This window comes from uncultured Cocleimonas sp., from assembly GCF_947495625.1.
Lineage (GTDB): Bacteria > Pseudomonadota > Gammaproteobacteria > Thiotrichales > Thiotrichaceae > Cocleimonas.
In genome coordinates, this window is sequence record NZ_CANLZW010000045.1 from 1 (window position 1) to 15,099 (window position 15,099).

Genomic DNA, 15,099 nt, shown 5'->3' on the forward strand with positions numbered 1-15,099 from the left:
TTAATTGAATGATTTACATCTCCAATTATGGCACTTTGATGCCGCATTAAAGAGGAGGAGACCATCTCATCACCTTTCGGGCACTTTTTACATGGTAATCAGGACAATTTCCTTCAAATAATTCCTTTTTCTCGTTTATCGTCTTCGAGATATGCTCACGGAAAGCGAGTACCCGGGCAGTATGTATTAGGTCCGCATGGAATAATACCCAAAGTCCTAAATTGTGATCTGGATCAGGATCGCTATAGCGTTTTAGCAACGGATCAGCATCGCCCATAAAGCAGGGTAGAAAGGATATGCCTAATCCTTCTCTGATAGCGGAAAGCGTTAATAAGGTGTCATCACTATTGAAATGATGCGTGTGTTCTTCACTGGATTGTTTGGTCCAGGTTTTATGGAAGTTGCAACAATCAACGCCGATCCATTTTGGTTCTTCACTTTTTTCAGCAACACGTTCCAGATATGAACGACCACCATAAATGGCAGATGCTACGGTAACCATGCTTTTACCTATGAGCGTATCAGTGGGGGAGTTAGTAAGGCGGATTGCAATATCAGCTTCGCGTTGCGATAAACTGAGATCACTGTTGGATACCATGATATGTAAATCAATCAGTGGGTATGCTTGATTAAAGCTGGCGAACATCGGCATTAATACCGAAGATGCCATATTATTAATTGCAGCTATCCTCAATGAGCCAACCATATTAGCGTCTTTACCCAGTAATGTGGAATCCACACCGAGTACTTGAGTTTCGATACCAATGGCAGTTTCCATCAAGTTCTGACCTGCCACAGTGAGTTCGTAACCACTGGGTTTTCGTTCCAGTAAGCGAGCACCGAGTGTTTCCTCTAACTGTCTAATCCGTCGGGAGACGGTTGAATGCTGTACCCCTAATTGTTGCGCACCACCCGATATGGAGCCTTTTCGACCCACCGCTAAAAAAATTCTTAGGTCGTCCCAGTTCATCAACAAATTCCTTGTTGTGCATTTTTGCACATTACGTTTCGCTTTTTGGCTAATGCTTTAGTTAACGATGACATCTACCCTGTAAGTATAGCTTTAAAAGAAGCTAACAATAAAAGGAGAGAGAATATGACTAACAATCCACAAAAATTTGATGCAAACCAATATAAGCAAACTACACGAGAACAGTGGAACAGTGCTGCAGAAGCATGGCATCGTTGGAATCCACTATTATCAAGATGGCTCGGACCAGCAACAGAATCGATGCTGGATTTGTGCGATGTCACCTCTGGCAGTTGGGTTTTGGATGTTGCAGCAGGAGCAGGTGAGCAGTCAGTATCCGCAGCCAGAAGAGTAGGTGAGTCTGGCCATGTACTGGCTACAGATATTTCACCTGAAATTCTTAAATACGTTGATATTTCTACAAAACTGGCTGGTGTAAATCATCTCGTCGATACTTATGCAATGGATGGTGAAGAACTTCATCAGCTTGAAGTTGATCCCTTTGATGTCGTTATTTCACGAGTTGGCCTTATCTATTTTCCGGATCAGCAAAAAGCTTTAGCGGGAATGAAGCATCAACTGCGCGATGGTGGAAAGGTTGGAGCAATGGTCTATTCAACCGCCGAGACCAACCCCTTCTTTTCTATTCCAGTATCCATCATTCGTCGTCGTGCAAAACTTCCACCTCCGTTACCAGGACAACCGGGCCCTTTCAGCTTGGGCGGTGAAGGAGTTCTTGAAAAAACATTTGCTGATGCTGGTTTCAAAAATATACAAATTGAAACCATCAATGCGCCAGTTCGGGTGGCATCAGCTGCTGAATGCTTGCAGTTTGAACAGGAATCTTTCGGTGCACTTCATCAAATGTTATCAGGTTTATCCGATTCAGAGCAGGATGAAGCATGGCATGAAATTGAAGAAGCACTAGGGCAGTTTGAAAGTAACGGCCAATTTGAAGGACCCTGTGAAATGCTGGTGGCGGTTGGTACGAAATAATCTACACAACATCCTGACTATTACAAGGATCAGAAGGAGTTAGAAATGAATAAAATAGCTATAGTTCAACATTCACCTGTTTTTCTGGATAAGCACAAAACGATAGAATTAGCCGTTGCTAAGGTTGAAGAATCAGCAAGTAATGGCGCGGAGCTTGTGGTATTCACTGAAGCCTTTATACCGGGTTATCCCACATGGATATGGCGACTCAGGCCAGGAGGTGACTGGAACTTGTCAGAGGAATTGCATCAACACCTATTATCGAATGCTGTAAAGATGGAATCTGATGATTTGGAGCCACTCTACGAGGCGGCTCGAAAACATCATGTCACTATCGTCTTTGGCATTGAAGAAAGAGACAGCAAGCTAAGCCAATCAACGCTTTACAACACGGCTCTAATAATTGGTGCGGATGGTACTGTGTTGAACAGGCATCGTAAATTAATGCCAACCAACCCAGAACGAATGGTGTGGGGTTTTGGTGATGCATCTGGTTTGAAAGTTGTTGATACGCCTGTTGGACGCATTGGCACCTTGTTATGCTGGGAAAATTTCATGCCATTGGCGAGATATGCTTTATATGCGCAAGGTGTAGAAGTCTATATCGCGCCAACTTACGATAGCGGTGATGGCTGGATAGGCACCTTGCAACATATCGCACGTGAAGGTTGTTGCTGGGTCGTGGGATGTGGAAATCTCATGAAAGGCAGCGATATTCCGGATGATTTTCCAGAAAAAGGTAGCTTATACCCAGATAGTGATGAATGGGTGAATCCTGGAGACTCGATTGTTATTGCACCTGGTGGTGAAATTGTCGCCGGTCCAATGCGCGAAGAATCCGGCATTCTGTATTGTGATATTGATCGGGAAAAAGTGGGAATAGCCAAAAGAGCACTCGATGTAACTGGGCATTATTCACGCCCCGATATCTTTAAGCTTCACGTAAATACCAAACCCCAAACACCGGTGGAATTTGAGGATTAATGAGGAGAAATTATCATGAATAAAGTAACTAACTATAAAGGCGGCTGTTTTTGTGGCGCTGTTAAATTTACCCTAAAAGGAGATCCAGAAGCAATGGCGTATTGTCATTGCGATTCATGTCGACATTGGTCGGCGGGGCCTGTGAGTGCCTTTAGCCTATGGAAGCCTGATGCGGTTCAGATCATTCAAGGCAAGGATAATATTGCCTCGTTTGACAAAAATCTTGGTTCAAACAACGAAACTGTAGTGAGTAAGCGTAAATGGTGCAAAACCTGTGGGGGTCATATCTATACTGAGCACCCAACGATGGCGCTGATTGACGTACCGGCAGTTGTTATTGAGGATTTTTCATTCAAGCCAGGATTTCATGTGCACTATCAGGAAACAGTTCACCCGATGACGGATGATTTACCCAAGTTTAAGGATTTGCCGAAGGAAGCTGGAGGCTCTGGAGTTGAAATAGCGGCATAACCGTAGAGAATGCACGATGGAAATATGCCAGTTCAACCGGCATATTTCCAATTAAGTAGCAAAGGAGAATAGTAAATGACGCATCTACAATTAACCAGACGCCAGTTCAATAAATGGCTGGCGGCACTAGCGTTAACTGCAGGCACCAAAGTCTATGCTGAAACAGAGCCAGCAAAAAATGACACTGAACTTAAATTATTAGTTGCTGCGATTCAAATGGCGCCGAAGCTAGGTGACGTCCAATCAAACCTGAAACAGGCAGAACATTTGATTAGACAAGCTCAAAAGGAAGGGGCGCAATGGATTGTACTTCCGGAAATGTTTACTTCCGCCATCGCTTTTCATGAGGATATGCTCAAGGCGATTCAACCCCTTGATGGTCAGACTCTTCAACTGCTGAAAAGCCTTTCAAAAGAGGGTAATTCTGTTATCGGTGGGTCGTTTCTAGCAAGCACAGATAAGGGCGTGTTTAATACCTTTGTGCTAGTTTTTCCTAATGGAAGCGTTGTCCAACATAACAAAGACTCTCCAACCTATTGGGAGAACTGCTATTACAAAGGAGGTAACGATGATGGGGTGTTATTGACACCGATTGGCAATGTCGGCTCGGTGCTATGTTGGGAGTTGATCCGTTCGAGAACAGCGAGGCGCCTATTAAATAAGGTTAAATTGGTTGTAGGTGGTTCGTGCTGGTGGACACTTCCTGAAGATTCCGATATTGATAGCCCTCGTTGGGCAGCAAACCTGAAAATGATCCAAGATGCGCCGTCAAGGATGGCTCGCATGCTTGGTGTACCTGTAGTACATGGTTCTCATGCGGGTGAGTTTGAAGGTTTTTTTAGTCCAGAGCTACCCGATGTTCCCTATGACTCGTCCTATCTTGGAGAAGCAATGATTGTGGATGCGCAAGGTCAAGTTTTAGCTAGCAGGTCGAAAGATCAAGGGGAAGGCGTGGTAATAGCAGAAGTCACAATATCAGAAAAAGCAGTCCCAACTGAAGCCATTCCGGAAACCTTCTGGATACCCAAAGAAATGCCAGAAGACTGGAAACAATCCTGGGAACGATGGTTTGCAAGTGGCACTGATTACTACGAGCTAGTGACAGATCCATTTTTGAAAGATGGAATCATCAATGAATACGAGCCGCCTTATCTTCGCTGATGTGGTTTAAACATTTACAGACTTAGTTACTTTTAATGACTATTTATAAACGAAACGGAGAAATTGGCATTTAACTTTAATTAATAAGTAAAAAGTAATCAATAGGTCGCAATGTAGCCCATCACAGAAGATATTTTCATCCCAGTATCTTTGAGTTTTTCTAATACGGTTGTTTCCAATTCTTCAGTCGAAATCGTTGCAATAGGGCATGAGACACTAACCGCCGCAACGCATTGAGAATGTGAATTTACAATAGGAACAGCAATACACTGCAAACCCATCGAGTGTTCTTGCAAGTCCATGGCATAGCCACGCTCTTTACAGCGTATTAAGTCTTCTTCAAATTCAGTTACGTCTGTGAGCGTGTAAGGCGTGATGGGTTTTAATTTTATATTTTCCAGAATAGCATTCAATGATCCCTGTTCCAGATTCGACAACAATACTTTGCCGGATGCGGTTGAATAGAGGTCGGTTCGTTTTCCAATAAACGATGAACATTGCAACGCGCCAGGTTGGTGATTGACATCCACTTTATCAATATATACCGCTTCGTCGTGATCTAGCACCAGCATGTGAACGGTCTGGTTTAGTTCATTGCTTAATTGCTCCAGATAGATATGTCCTCTTTCACGCACATCCAGACGCTGCAAATAAGATTGACCAACTCTTACCAGATTAAGACCAATATCATATTTCCGTGAATCAGAATCTTGCTGCAAGTATCCGAATTCGGTCAAGGTCTTAATGTGGTGATGTAGCGATGATTTATTTAAATCTAAAGCTTCAGCGATTTCTTTGATTCTAAGTGGACGGTTTGCCATTCGAATCGTTTCAATAACACTAATTGCTTTGCCAATTGTATTCAATTTTGTATTTTTATCTTCCATGGTTGTTTCATATTATGAAATGACGTGTGATGTCAAGAAATTATATTTCATTATTAGAGTTTTTTTATTGACAATTTTTCAATTCAGTTCTACTTTAACTTAAACGTTCAATACTAAGCAACGTAGTTTCATAATACGAAACAAATAATAAATGACATTGACCAACCACGGGTAGCGTCAAGTCAGGAGAATTTACCTATTTACTGAATATGAGTATTTATAAGAAGTAGACGAACTGTTCGGAAACTTCGCATGCATGAAGCATTGAGTGAATAGGAAATTTAGGCGCAACTTGTTTTGAGTTGTCTTTTACTTCAAGGAGAAAGAAATGAAAATGTTAAAAAAAATGGGTGTCGTGTTAACGGTGGCCCTGCTAACAAGCTTTAATGCTCAGGCAGCTGAAGAGTTAAAGTTTGCTCATGTATATGAGGTGAGTCACCCATTACACAAAGCCGCTGAAATGGCCGCTGAGAAAATAGAAAAAGCCACGGAAGGCCGCGTTAAGGTCAAGGTATTTCCGGCATCACAATTAGGTAAAGAAGTTGCAATCAACGAAGGTCTTTCTTTCGGTACTGTTGATGTTATTTATACGGGTGCGAGTTTTGCTGGTGCAGCGTATGGTCCAATTTCCATGACTAATTTTCCATTTACATTAAGAGGATTAGAACATTGGAAAAACTATCGAGATAGTGATCTTTTTAAAGAGATTGCAGCAGGTTACGATAAAGCTACGAATAATAAGTCGCGTGTCGTTGCACTTAATTATTACGGCGCGAGACATGTTACTTCTAACAAGCCAATTACAAAGCCTGACGACATGAAAAATTTGAAGATTAGAGTGCCTAATGCACCTGCATTTATTATTTTTCCGAAAGCGACAGGAGCAAATCCTACACCAATGGCATTTGCTGAAGTTTATCTAGCGTTGCAACAAGGCGTGGTAGATGCACAGGAAAACCCGCTAACGACGATTAAAGCTAAGCGTTTTTATGAAGTTCAATCTAACATTAACTTAACAAGCCATATCGTAGACTCGGTTGTGACTATTGTCTCGGAAAGAGCAATGGGCAAGTTAAGTGATGCCGATCAAAAAGTCGTTATCACTGAGTTAAAAGAAGCAGCTAAATGGACGACTGAAGAAATTATCGCTGCGGAACAGACTTTAGTTGATTGGTTTAAGGGCAAAGGTATCACTGTAAATGACGTTGATCGTGCGCCATTTATCACCAAGGTTACTCCTTTACTTGATGATCCTAGTTTGCCATTTAGTGCTGAAGACTTGAAAAAGTTACAGGCGATTCCTGGTAATTAATTAAATTCCCCCCTTCTTTTTTATAGAGACCTTTGGCCTTTAGATAGCCCATGCAACGGTGTTTTGAATAAGCTGTTTTAAAACAAGGTCTCTAATACTAGTTCTCTAGTACCAAGACTCTAGTACCAAGACTCGAGTAAAAAGATTTTGATAAAAAGAAGGGGGGGTATTAATACAACTATAATTATGAATACAAAAAAAGAAAAGACGATTGAAGAATTAGAAGCTGAGGCAGAGGTCAGTAATGATATATCCGATGTGAAATGGTTTGATATACCTGTCCTACTCATTTTCTTTGTTTTATTTGTCATTGTGGCATTACAGTTTATTACTCGATACATCTTAAACGACAGTCTTTCCTGGACTGAAGAAATCGCCCGATACACGCTAATTATGTTAGCTTTTGTTGGTTCTGCCAGTAATGTACGAAAGCATAAACATATCTTTTTAGAATTTTTTTATCGGTATCTAAGTGCAAAAGCGGTAAAAGTAATTGTACTTATTGTTGAAGTATTAGTGGGTAGTTTTTTTGCTTATGTAGGTTGGCTATGTCTTCAACTTGCTAATGAAACTACGCAGAATATGGTATCCGTTAACCTACCCAAAAACATTGTTTATTACATTGTTACTATAGCTTGTTTTATATCATTTATATTTGCCGTTTTTAATATTGTTAAATACCTAAAGTCTTCGGCAGAAGAGATTTATACAGAAAAATTAAATATTAAGGATCACTAATGGCTCTCACACTTTTATTTGTTACCTTAATTGTATTGCTTGTAATAGGGGCTCCAGTCGCTGTTGCACTTGGATTAGCTTCATTGGTCTATATTCTGATCGATGGATTACCAAACATTATTCTAGCGCATAATATGATTAACGGTATCGACAGCTTCCCACTTCTGGCCATTCCGTTTTTTATATTGGCTGGGCACTTAATGAACACCGCAGGCATAACCACCAAGATATTTGCCTTTGCCAGAGCAATGGTCGGATGGATGCATGGTGGTTTAGGCCACGTTAATGTAGGTGCCAGCGTGATCTTTGCCGGCATGTCAGGCGCTGCTGTTGCTGATGCCGGTGGTTTAGGAAATATTGAAATCAAGGCGATGAGAGATGCCGATTATGATGATGAGTTTTCCGTAGGTATTACGGCTGCATCATCCATTATTGGTCCTATTATTCCGCCATCTCTGCCTTTAGTGATTTATGGTGTCATGGCCTCGGTTTCTATCGGGGAGTTATTTGCAGCGGGTCTTATTCCAGGACTTTTGATGGCTCTGTCATTGATGATAATGATTGCCTATTACGCTAAAAAACGAAACTATCCTAGAGATAGTCACTTCGAATTAGCCGTTCTGTCTCACACCTTTAAGAAAGCCATATTACCTTTGCTCACACCTGTGATTATTATCGGTGGTGTATCTACAGGTGTTTTTACACCGACTGAATCTGCAGTGGCTGCTGTTATGTACTCTTTATTCTTGGGGTTGGTTGTTTATAAAACACTGACTTGGCGACATATCGTCAGAGTCTCCATGGATACTATCGAGACCACTGCCGCTATTTTGATGATTATTGCCAGTGCTGCGGTTTTTGCCTGGGTTTTGACGGCGAATCAGGTCGCGCAACACTTGGGTGATTTTCTGTTAAACCTGTCAGACAATAAAACTGTTATTTTATTAATAATAATGGTTCTGGTTTTGCTAATCGGCATGTTCATGGAAACGATAGCTGCAATGACCATACTGGTTCCTATTCTTATCCCAATTACAACAGCAGTCGGTATAGATCCTGTGCATCTGGGTATTATTGTTGTTTTAAACTTAATGCTAGGTTTGCTTACACCTCCCGTGGGGATGGTGCTATACGTACTCTCTGATGTCTCCGGGGTCAGTTTCGAAAAATGTGTTAAATCAACTGCACCTTTTTTAATTCCCCTTATCTTCGTTTTATTGTTAATCACATTTGTTCCGGAAATCGTTTTATACCTTCCTGAAATGTTTTACCGATAAACACCAGATTAGAGCAACTTTATAAATTCACACAAAATAATCAATTATTTAACTAATTAACTAACTAACTAACTAACTAACTAACTAACTAACTAACTAACTAACTAACTAACTAAATAAACAAGCAGGTCAAAAATTATGACAGATACAAAACTCCCAACAATAGGCTTTATTGGACTCGGCCTCATGGGTGGCAATATGGTTGAATGCCTTCAAAAGAATGGTTTTCAATTAAACGTGATGGATCTCGATGAAAATGCCGTTGCAACCGTTCTTTCGCGTGGTAATGCGAATGCGCCAAGTTCAGCGAAGGAATTGGCTGAAGCGAGCGATATCGTCATGCTTTGTCTGACAACTTCAGATGTAGTAGAAAGCATGATATATGCGGAAGACGGAATTCTGGCAGGCATAAAAGAAGGCTCTGTAGTGATCGATTTCGGTACATCTATTCCGGCTTCTACACGCAAAATAGGCGCAGACCTTGCGGCAAAAGGGGCAGGTATGATCGATGCACCATTAGGTCGTACTCCGGCTCACGCTAAAGATGGTTTGCTGAATATCATGGCGGCTGGTGATAAAGAAACATTCGAAAAAGTTAAGCCGGTTCTGGATGTGCAAGGCGAGAATGTATTCTATTTAGGCGCGTTAGGCACAGGTCATACCACTAAGCTAATCAATAACTTCCTTGGTATGACGACCGTTTGTGCAATGTCGCAAGCTTTTGCTGTGGCGAAACTTTCGGGTATCGATGGTCAGCAGTTGTTCGACATCATGTCGGCAGGACCTTCGAACTCTCCTTTTATGCAGTTCTGTAAAAATTATGCAGTAGATAGCGTGAGTGATTTAGGCTTCTCAATCGCAAATGCAAATAAGGATATTGGCTATTTCGTAGAAATGGTTAGCGACCTCGGAAGCAAAACTGCCATTGCTGAAGGCACCTCTGAAAATCTAAAAGCGGCACTGGATGCCGGTCTAGGTGAAGGTAATGTCCCCGAAATCTTTGATTACTTTCTTAAACTAGAAAAGTAATTCAAACACAACGTAAGCAAAACACAAAGCTGAAATCACATCGTTAAAACCTTTTCTTTGAAGAAAAGGTTCCACTAAATATGGGATCAAAAAATATGAAGCATGAAGAAATCGCACAACAGGCTATTGAATTAGTTAAACCATCAATAGAAGCTTTGTTCGAACGAACTAATCGAAAAGAACTTCATATCGTTATTATGGATCCTCGGTTAAAACCCTGGGAATGTGACTTTAACGATGCGATTTTATATCAGGAATCCATTCGTAATACTGATGTTTGGGAAAATCCTTACGATGAATTTGCACGTAGCAAAGCGGAACAGGCATGGCGCGACAGTCAGCCAAACGTTGTAACGCAAGCAATGCACCCATCATCTTTACGAAAGGGTGATTTGCCTTTTTACGGATCCTTTGTTTACGGCAATGTGGTCGTCGCGTGTAGCGGTGTAGAACAATGGTTTGATATGTTAGTCAGTGGCTGGGTTGCTCTCGCCTTTGAACAACTGGCCGTGCATCAGCATCAAACACGATGATAACTTTGTAAAAATACTCTTGATGAAGACAGGGCACTTTCAGATAAAAGTGCCTAGCTATGCATAAATTCTATTTACGTTTTTTAAAAAACAAAAACGTAATATCATTCAAAGTAGGGGGGGTGCCAGTCTTTTTAAGCTAATACATTGGAAACGTTGTGAATATATAGCATAGTGCCTTATCGATATTCATCAATCAGTTGTTTAAGTTTTTCAGGGTCGTTTTTTTTCAATTTATCCAGATCAGCTTTTACAGTTTGCTCAAGTTTATCTTTATGTCTATCCTTGACCGCCTCTATTTCAATTGTCAGCTTTTGTAATCTTTTCAGGGCATCACCTTGTTTACCTTCAGCAATTTCAATCAATGCCTCTGATAAAATTCCAAGCTGTTTACCGTAACTGGCAACGTCAGCCACGACTTCTGATTCTATGCTACGGTCTCCCGCGAAGTTAAATTCGAATTGCGGTGAAAGCAGACTCGTAATAGGAGAAATATCCTGAGTGACATCGCCACTTAATGGTCCCTTAAACATTCCTAACCACGGAAATAACCATGGATTCATATCGGACTCCTTTCAATCGAATAATGTACGTTTGATAGAATTAGTTTTTGTTAAGTGCCTTCTAGATTATTCACTGTTTCAGGCTTTTGCAAAACCTATTGTAAACGCTTCATTGAACAAAAATACCGCAAACAGTAAGAGTAGACCAGTAGCAAGATAAGAAAAATTGTCTTTGAGTAAGCGCGTGCCAATTTTACCAATGGCTGCATACACCACAAACATAATGCTTAAAACCAACATCATGCTCGATGCAAATACCAAGGCATTGGTGATGGTGCTACCTGTCAGCTGATTAACAATAGCCGCGCCCGATGGAAATAATAACCAGATTTTGGGAGACAGCAACATGATGACGGCCAGATTGACAAAACCCAGAGTGAATAAGGTATTGGACTGTTTACTCTTGTACGTTTTGTAAGCGAGGTAAGTGATGTACATGCCGCCCAGAATATAAAATAACAAACCGACCTGTGAAAAAAACGTAGAGACAAAACCAATAAAGAAAACAGAAATAACAGCCTGAGTAGATTGAATAAAAAGGCTGGCAGGAAAGAATACCTTCAAGAAAAATGCCATGATTTCGGACACAGAAAGCTTGCGCGTTGCCTCCATCACCGACACCCATACCGGACCTGGCGTAATAAAGAAAATCAGCCAAAACAGAATGACTTTGTAGAGAACGTCGTAATCCATATATTTAGATGCTTAGTGAGTGTTTAAGGAAGTAGCGGTGAATGAGTATCCGTCAATTATGAAGGGCTTAATAATCTGTTTATTTTAGGACACCCCCGTACTTTGGGGCACTTTTTTTAGATTATTTTTGTTTACTACATTGTCGTATTAAAAAATCAATCTAATCCAAATACACAAACTTCACCCGTTTCCAACCATAAGGGATACTTGAACATGGCTCTGGAAAATAAGCGACTCTGCAAATGCTTGCTTAACCATAGGCGCAAATTGGCGTATTCGTCTTGTGCAAACACCGCTTTATTTACGTGTGAAAACTGTCGAATAAAAGGCAGCAGCGCGAAGTCTAATAAGCTGGGGGTTGCACCCATGAAGAATTCATTCTCAGATAAGCGTTGTTCCAGCTTTTGCACAAAGGGTTCACATTCCAGACGGCAAGCTTCTAAATCGTCGCCGTGAAAGCGTTTAGCACGTTTGTATTTTTCCAGACTGGGTTTGAATTCTTTGTCGTTTTCTTCGATGACCTTTAGCATTTCTGTGAGTGCTTCTGGATCATTAGAGTAGAGTAGATTTTCTGGGTCGTTGCGTTTCAGTGCCCACAACATCACATCCAGGCTTTCTTCGACGACTTGATCATTCTCTGGATCAAATCCATCGTCTTTGCTTTGTCGTTGTTTTTTGACGATGAGTACAGGTACGGTGCCTTTGGGAGAGGCGTGTAGCATATCCTCTGGCTTGTCTTTCATCGTTATCGCACGTAATTGCACCTGTTGCTCAGCTAATAACAGTGCCAGCCTTGCACGCATCGCATAAGGGCAGTTTTGTAACGAATATAGAATCGCTAATGGCAGTGGCGTGTTAGTCGACATAAAAGCGTTACAAACCTTGACTGTATTGGGCATTTGTCGAGAGCGTGACGATGTGGCTTAACTCTAGTTGCGCCTGTTCTTTGTCGTAATCATTGTCTGCATTTAACAGGTTTTCGAAGTGCGTAATCAATTCGGTTTTGTCGTGTTCCTGCTTAGAACCTGCTCCAATATTGGTGAGATCGATAAAGAACTCGTCAAATAAATCGCCCAGATCATTAACAATTTCCGGGTTCAGGAATTGCTCGTGATTGTAAATGCTAGGGTAACCACCACGTTGTTTATCGACCGCATACTTCACACCTCTAACGCTGGTAATCGTGGTTTCTTTTTTACACTTCAGCATGCAGCCATCTTCGATGCTGGGTTTTTTGCAGCCAACGGTTTGCTGGAAGAAACACTGGCGACTGGTCATCATCAGAATAGGGTGATAGATGCTGTAGAGCATTTTGAAGTTTTCAGGGCGTGCGATATTTTTGATTTGAATACGATTTATCTCGTTAGAAATAAAGGCGCCGGCACAATTCAATTCTTCTTGTAGTGTTAATAGCGCATAGGAATTGGTGGTGTTCAAGAAAGGTCCGGCAATCCATTCGATACCCATTTCGTAGGCGACAAAAGCGATGCCGGTATTGTTGCTGACAATGCGAGCAGGGCGGATACGTTCGAGTAGACGCACAGACTCATCATAATCTTTGCCGATTAAAACCGCAGGAAACCACGGAATCAATTGCGGATTACGTTCAAAGATTTCGATGTATTTGTCGTTATCTTTTTTCCAGCTTTCCGGGAGTTTGAAATACACATCAGCATTGGTGAGGTTACACAAATGCACATCTTTTTCGTCAGCGATTAGAATCGACATGTTGTGTTTAGTCGACGTTTTAGGATGATTTTCTAAACGAGGCACTTCCACATGAGGAACAATCTCAACTTCACCGTTTAATAAATAAGCGGCCTGATTTTTCATTAAAGTCAGTTCTTTAAACGGAATACTTAAGTCTTCGCCTAAATCGCTACAATCAAACCCTTCAATGGTATAACCATCGCTAGCAAAGTTCTTGAAGCGCTTTTCAATAACGCTTTGAGTGATGGCTAAATCTTTGGTTGTGCGCAGTTTTGATTCGGTCTGCAAAGTATGGACTTTGTTGGTATTAATGCCGTGTTCGCCACTATCAATAACATCACCTACGGTCATGGTTAACGTTAATGGCTCATCGAGTTGACCAGAAAAAGTCATCTGCAAGGGGAGTTTTGCAATACTCAGGTATTGGGTTTTCTCTGCCAGTTCTTCGCCAATCTGATCTTTTTTAACGAATAAGTCGTCTTTGATTTCCTGAATCTGAATCACTGTTTTGGCGCTACTATTATCAACCGCGTGTTTAATACTGTGATCACGAGGGTTGTCGATGAACATATCCTTCGTCAGGTTGCCCTGTAAAAACGAGTTGGTGAAATCGCGATTAAAGACACGGTGTAAATTCGAATCATCAGCCATTAACTTACCTGATTCAACAAAGGAGTCGATCGACTTGCGCCAGGTGTCGGTCACGGTATAAACATAGTGTGCGTTTTTGATGCGGCCTTCAATTTTCAATGAATCAACCTGTGCTTCAACCAGCTGAGGCAGATCAAAATAGGCTGAATTGTCTTTAAGATTTAGCGGAAATTTATTACCCGCTTCGGTGATTTCATATTCTTCACGACATGCCTGACTGCAGCTTCCACGATTACCCGAGTTACCGACACTCACTGAACTGGAATAACACTGACCAGAAAAAGCGATACATAAAGCGCCATGTACAAACACTTCGGTAAGTACATTGTGTTCGTGGGCGAGGGCGGTTAATGATTTCACTTCGTCGATATTCATCTCGCGTGATAAGTTAAGGCGTGATGCGCCGATCTTGGCGAGAAACTTGATCTGCCCTTCGTTATGCGTGGTCATCTGTGTCGAGGCGTGAATATCGAGCGTCGGAAAGTACTTCTTCACTAAATTGAATACGCCAATGTCCTGCACGATGATGCCATCGATGCCCGAGTTGACTAATTTATTCAATAGTTTGATCAGGGTAGGGAGTTCTTGTTCCAGAATCACTACATTCATTGTCAAGAACACTTCACAATCGTATTTGTGCGCTAAACGGATAACACCGGTTAAGTCATCAAAAGAAAGGTTAGAAGCGCGATTACGCGCATTGAATTTATTCAGACCACAGTAGACCGCATTGGCACCGGCTATGACGGCGGCTTTAATGGCTTCAACATCGCCACCGGGTGCTAATAATTCAATTTTTCTACTCATGTTGCTACTCACTAACTTCTTTAACTTTTATGTTACTAATTGGGCAGGCCGATATGTTTAGTTGGATACGGACAGTGGATGGTTTATCGCGCGATTTTAACGGTAATGGAGAAGTATCGCTATGTTTCTTATGAATGCCAAATAGTACATTCGTAGCAGGGTGAATAAGTAGCCGAGTTTCACCATAAAAAACTCTAGGGATTGAAGATGAGTAGTCAAGGTACATCGACGATTCCTTACTGAATCTACGATGGACTTTCTTGGCTCCTGGTGAGCCTAAGAAAGCCACCTCTCCACTTATGGGCACTTTTTTTAAG

General features: G+C 41.4%; 15 protein-coding genes. 9 read left to right on the plus strand and 6 right to left on the minus strand.

Going from position 1 to position 15,099, the window contains the following annotated elements; all coding sequences use genetic code 11:
* Positions 1–46: 46 nt before the first annotated feature.
* Complete coding sequence (locus Q1A31_RS18875; RefSeq protein WP_299880629.1) at positions 47–970, minus strand: LysR family transcriptional regulator; 924 nt, start codon at positions 968–970, stop codon at positions 47–49.
* A 126-nt stretch (positions 971–1,096) separates the two neighbouring features.
* Here Q1A31_RS18875 and Q1A31_RS18880 point away from each other — a divergent pair, with 126 nt between their 5' ends.
* The 4 genes from Q1A31_RS18880 (at position 1,097) to Q1A31_RS18895 (ending at position 4,582) form a co-directional block, all read left to right on the plus strand.
* Positions 1,097–1,966 (plus strand): class I SAM-dependent methyltransferase, encoded by an 870-nt coding sequence (locus Q1A31_RS18880; protein ID WP_299880632.1) that lies wholly within the window; start codon positions 1,097–1,099, stop codon positions 1,964–1,966.
* 45 nt (positions 1,967–2,011) lie between these two features.
* Entirely contained in the window at positions 2,012–2,950 is a 939-nt protein-coding gene (locus Q1A31_RS18885; RefSeq protein ID WP_299880635.1) for a carbon-nitrogen hydrolase family protein, read from the plus strand.
* Between the two features lie 15 nt (positions 2,951–2,965).
* The gene (locus tag Q1A31_RS18890) at positions 2,966–3,421 is read left to right on the plus strand and encodes a GFA family protein (protein ID WP_299880637.1); all 456 of its coding nucleotides are present in this window, start codon (positions 2,966–2,968) and stop codon (positions 3,419–3,421) included.
* A 75-nt stretch (positions 3,422–3,496) separates the two neighbouring features.
* Positions 3,497–4,582 (plus strand): carbon-nitrogen hydrolase family protein, encoded by a 1,086-nt coding sequence (locus tag Q1A31_RS18895; RefSeq protein WP_299880640.1) that lies wholly within the window; start codon positions 3,497–3,499, stop codon positions 4,580–4,582.
* 98 nt (positions 4,583–4,680) lie between these two features.
* Here the strand turns inward: Q1A31_RS18895 and Q1A31_RS18900 are convergent, their stop codons facing one another.
* Positions 4,681–5,469, minus strand: a complete 789-nt coding sequence (locus Q1A31_RS18900) for an IclR family transcriptional regulator (protein WP_299880642.1) — start codon at positions 5,467–5,469, stop codon at positions 4,681–4,683.
* Positions 5,470–5,797: 328 nt separating this feature from the next.
* Here Q1A31_RS18900 and Q1A31_RS18905 point away from each other — a divergent pair, with 328 nt between their 5' ends.
* The 5 genes from Q1A31_RS18905 (at position 5,798) to Q1A31_RS18925 (ending at position 10,358) form a co-directional block, all read left to right on the plus strand.
* Complete coding sequence (locus Q1A31_RS18905) at positions 5,798–6,781, plus strand: sialic acid TRAP transporter substrate-binding protein SiaP (RefSeq protein ID WP_299880645.1); 984 nt, start codon at positions 5,798–5,800, stop codon at positions 6,779–6,781.
* Positions 6,782–6,967: 186 nt separating this feature from the next.
* Complete coding sequence (locus Q1A31_RS18910) at positions 6,968–7,519, plus strand: TRAP transporter small permease (protein ID WP_299880648.1); 552 nt, start codon at positions 6,968–6,970, stop codon at positions 7,517–7,519.
* Positions 7,519–8,796: a TRAP transporter large permease gene (locus Q1A31_RS18915; RefSeq protein WP_299880651.1), complete on the plus strand. Its 1,278-nt coding sequence runs from the start codon at positions 7,519–7,521 to the stop codon at positions 8,794–8,796. Before Q1A31_RS18910 ends, Q1A31_RS18915 begins: the two co-directional genes overlap by 1 nt.
* Positions 8,797–8,934: 138 nt before the next feature.
* Positions 8,935–9,825 (plus strand): NAD(P)-dependent oxidoreductase, encoded by an 891-nt coding sequence (locus Q1A31_RS18920; protein WP_299880654.1) that lies wholly within the window; start codon positions 8,935–8,937, stop codon positions 9,823–9,825.
* A gap of 80 nt (positions 9,826–9,905) precedes the next feature.
* Positions 9,906–10,358 (plus strand): hypothetical protein, encoded by a 453-nt coding sequence (locus Q1A31_RS18925; protein WP_299880657.1) that lies wholly within the window; start codon positions 9,906–9,908, stop codon positions 10,356–10,358.
* Between the two features lie 179 nt (positions 10,359–10,537).
* Here the strand turns inward: Q1A31_RS18925 and Q1A31_RS18930 are convergent, their stop codons facing one another.
* The 4 genes from Q1A31_RS18930 to Q1A31_RS18945 all read right to left on the minus strand — a co-directional run bounded on the left by Q1A31_RS18930 (position 10,538) and on the right by Q1A31_RS18945 (position 14,782).
* Positions 10,538–10,921: a hypothetical protein gene (locus tag Q1A31_RS18930; protein ID WP_299880660.1), complete on the minus strand. Its 384-nt coding sequence runs from the start codon at positions 10,919–10,921 to the stop codon at positions 10,538–10,540.
* 78 nt (positions 10,922–10,999) lie between these two features.
* Entirely contained in the window at positions 11,000–11,614 is a 615-nt protein-coding gene (locus tag Q1A31_RS18935) for a hypothetical protein (protein WP_299880663.1), read from the minus strand.
* Between the two features lie 155 nt (positions 11,615–11,769).
* Positions 11,770–12,480 (minus strand): glutathione S-transferase, encoded by a 711-nt coding sequence (locus tag Q1A31_RS18940; RefSeq protein ID WP_299880666.1) that lies wholly within the window; start codon positions 12,478–12,480, stop codon positions 11,770–11,772.
* A 7-nt stretch (positions 12,481–12,487) separates the two neighbouring features.
* On the minus strand, positions 12,488–14,782 hold the full coding sequence (locus tag Q1A31_RS18945; protein ID WP_299880670.1) for a peptidase U32 family protein: 2,295 nt from the start codon (positions 14,780–14,782) through the stop codon (positions 12,488–12,490).
* Positions 14,783–15,099 lie beyond the last annotated feature (317 nt).

Bases quoted from the DNA above. Each gene is read 5' to 3' on its own strand.
- Q1A31_RS18945 (WP_299880670.1), bottom strand. From the start codon at position 14,782: ATGAGTAGAAAAATTGAATTATTAGCACCCGGTGGCGATGTTGAAGCC.
- Q1A31_RS18915 (WP_299880651.1), top strand. From the start codon at position 7,519: ATGGCTCTCACACTTTTATTTGTTACCTTAATTGTATTGCTTGTAATA.
- Q1A31_RS18905 (WP_299880645.1), top strand. From the start codon at position 5,798: ATGAAAATGTTAAAAAAAATGGGTGTCGTGTTAACGGTGGCCCTGCTA.
- Q1A31_RS18895 (WP_299880640.1), top strand. From the start codon at position 3,497: ATGACGCATCTACAATTAACCAGACGCCAGTTCAATAAATGGCTGGCG.
- Q1A31_RS18930 (WP_299880660.1), bottom strand. From the start codon at position 10,921: ATGAATCCATGGTTATTTCCGTGGTTAGGAATGTTTAAGGGACCATTA.
- Q1A31_RS18885 (WP_299880635.1), top strand. From the start codon at position 2,012: ATGAATAAAATAGCTATAGTTCAACATTCACCTGTTTTTCTGGATAAG.
- Q1A31_RS18890 (WP_299880637.1), top strand. From the start codon at position 2,966: ATGAATAAAGTAACTAACTATAAAGGCGGCTGTTTTTGTGGCGCTGTT.
- Q1A31_RS18910 (WP_299880648.1), top strand. From the start codon at position 6,968: ATGAATACAAAAAAAGAAAAGACGATTGAAGAATTAGAAGCTGAGGCA.
- Q1A31_RS18925 (WP_299880657.1), top strand. From the start codon at position 9,906: ATGGGATCAAAAAATATGAAGCATGAAGAAATCGCACAACAGGCTATT.
- Q1A31_RS18935 (WP_299880663.1), bottom strand. From the start codon at position 11,614: ATGGATTACGACGTTCTCTACAAAGTCATTCTGTTTTGGCTGATTTTC.
- Q1A31_RS18900 (WP_299880642.1), bottom strand. From the start codon at position 5,469: ATGGAAGATAAAAATACAAAATTGAATACAATTGGCAAAGCAATTAGT.
- Q1A31_RS18920 (WP_299880654.1), top strand. From the start codon at position 8,935: ATGACAGATACAAAACTCCCAACAATAGGCTTTATTGGACTCGGCCTC.
- Q1A31_RS18875 (WP_299880629.1), bottom strand. From the start codon at position 970: ATGAACTGGGACGACCTAAGAATTTTTTTAGCGGTGGGTCGAAAAGGC.
- Q1A31_RS18940 (WP_299880666.1), bottom strand. From the start codon at position 12,480: ATGTCGACTAACACGCCACTGCCATTAGCGATTCTATATTCGTTACAA.
- Q1A31_RS18880 (WP_299880632.1), top strand. From the start codon at position 1,097: ATGACTAACAATCCACAAAAATTTGATGCAAACCAATATAAGCAAACT.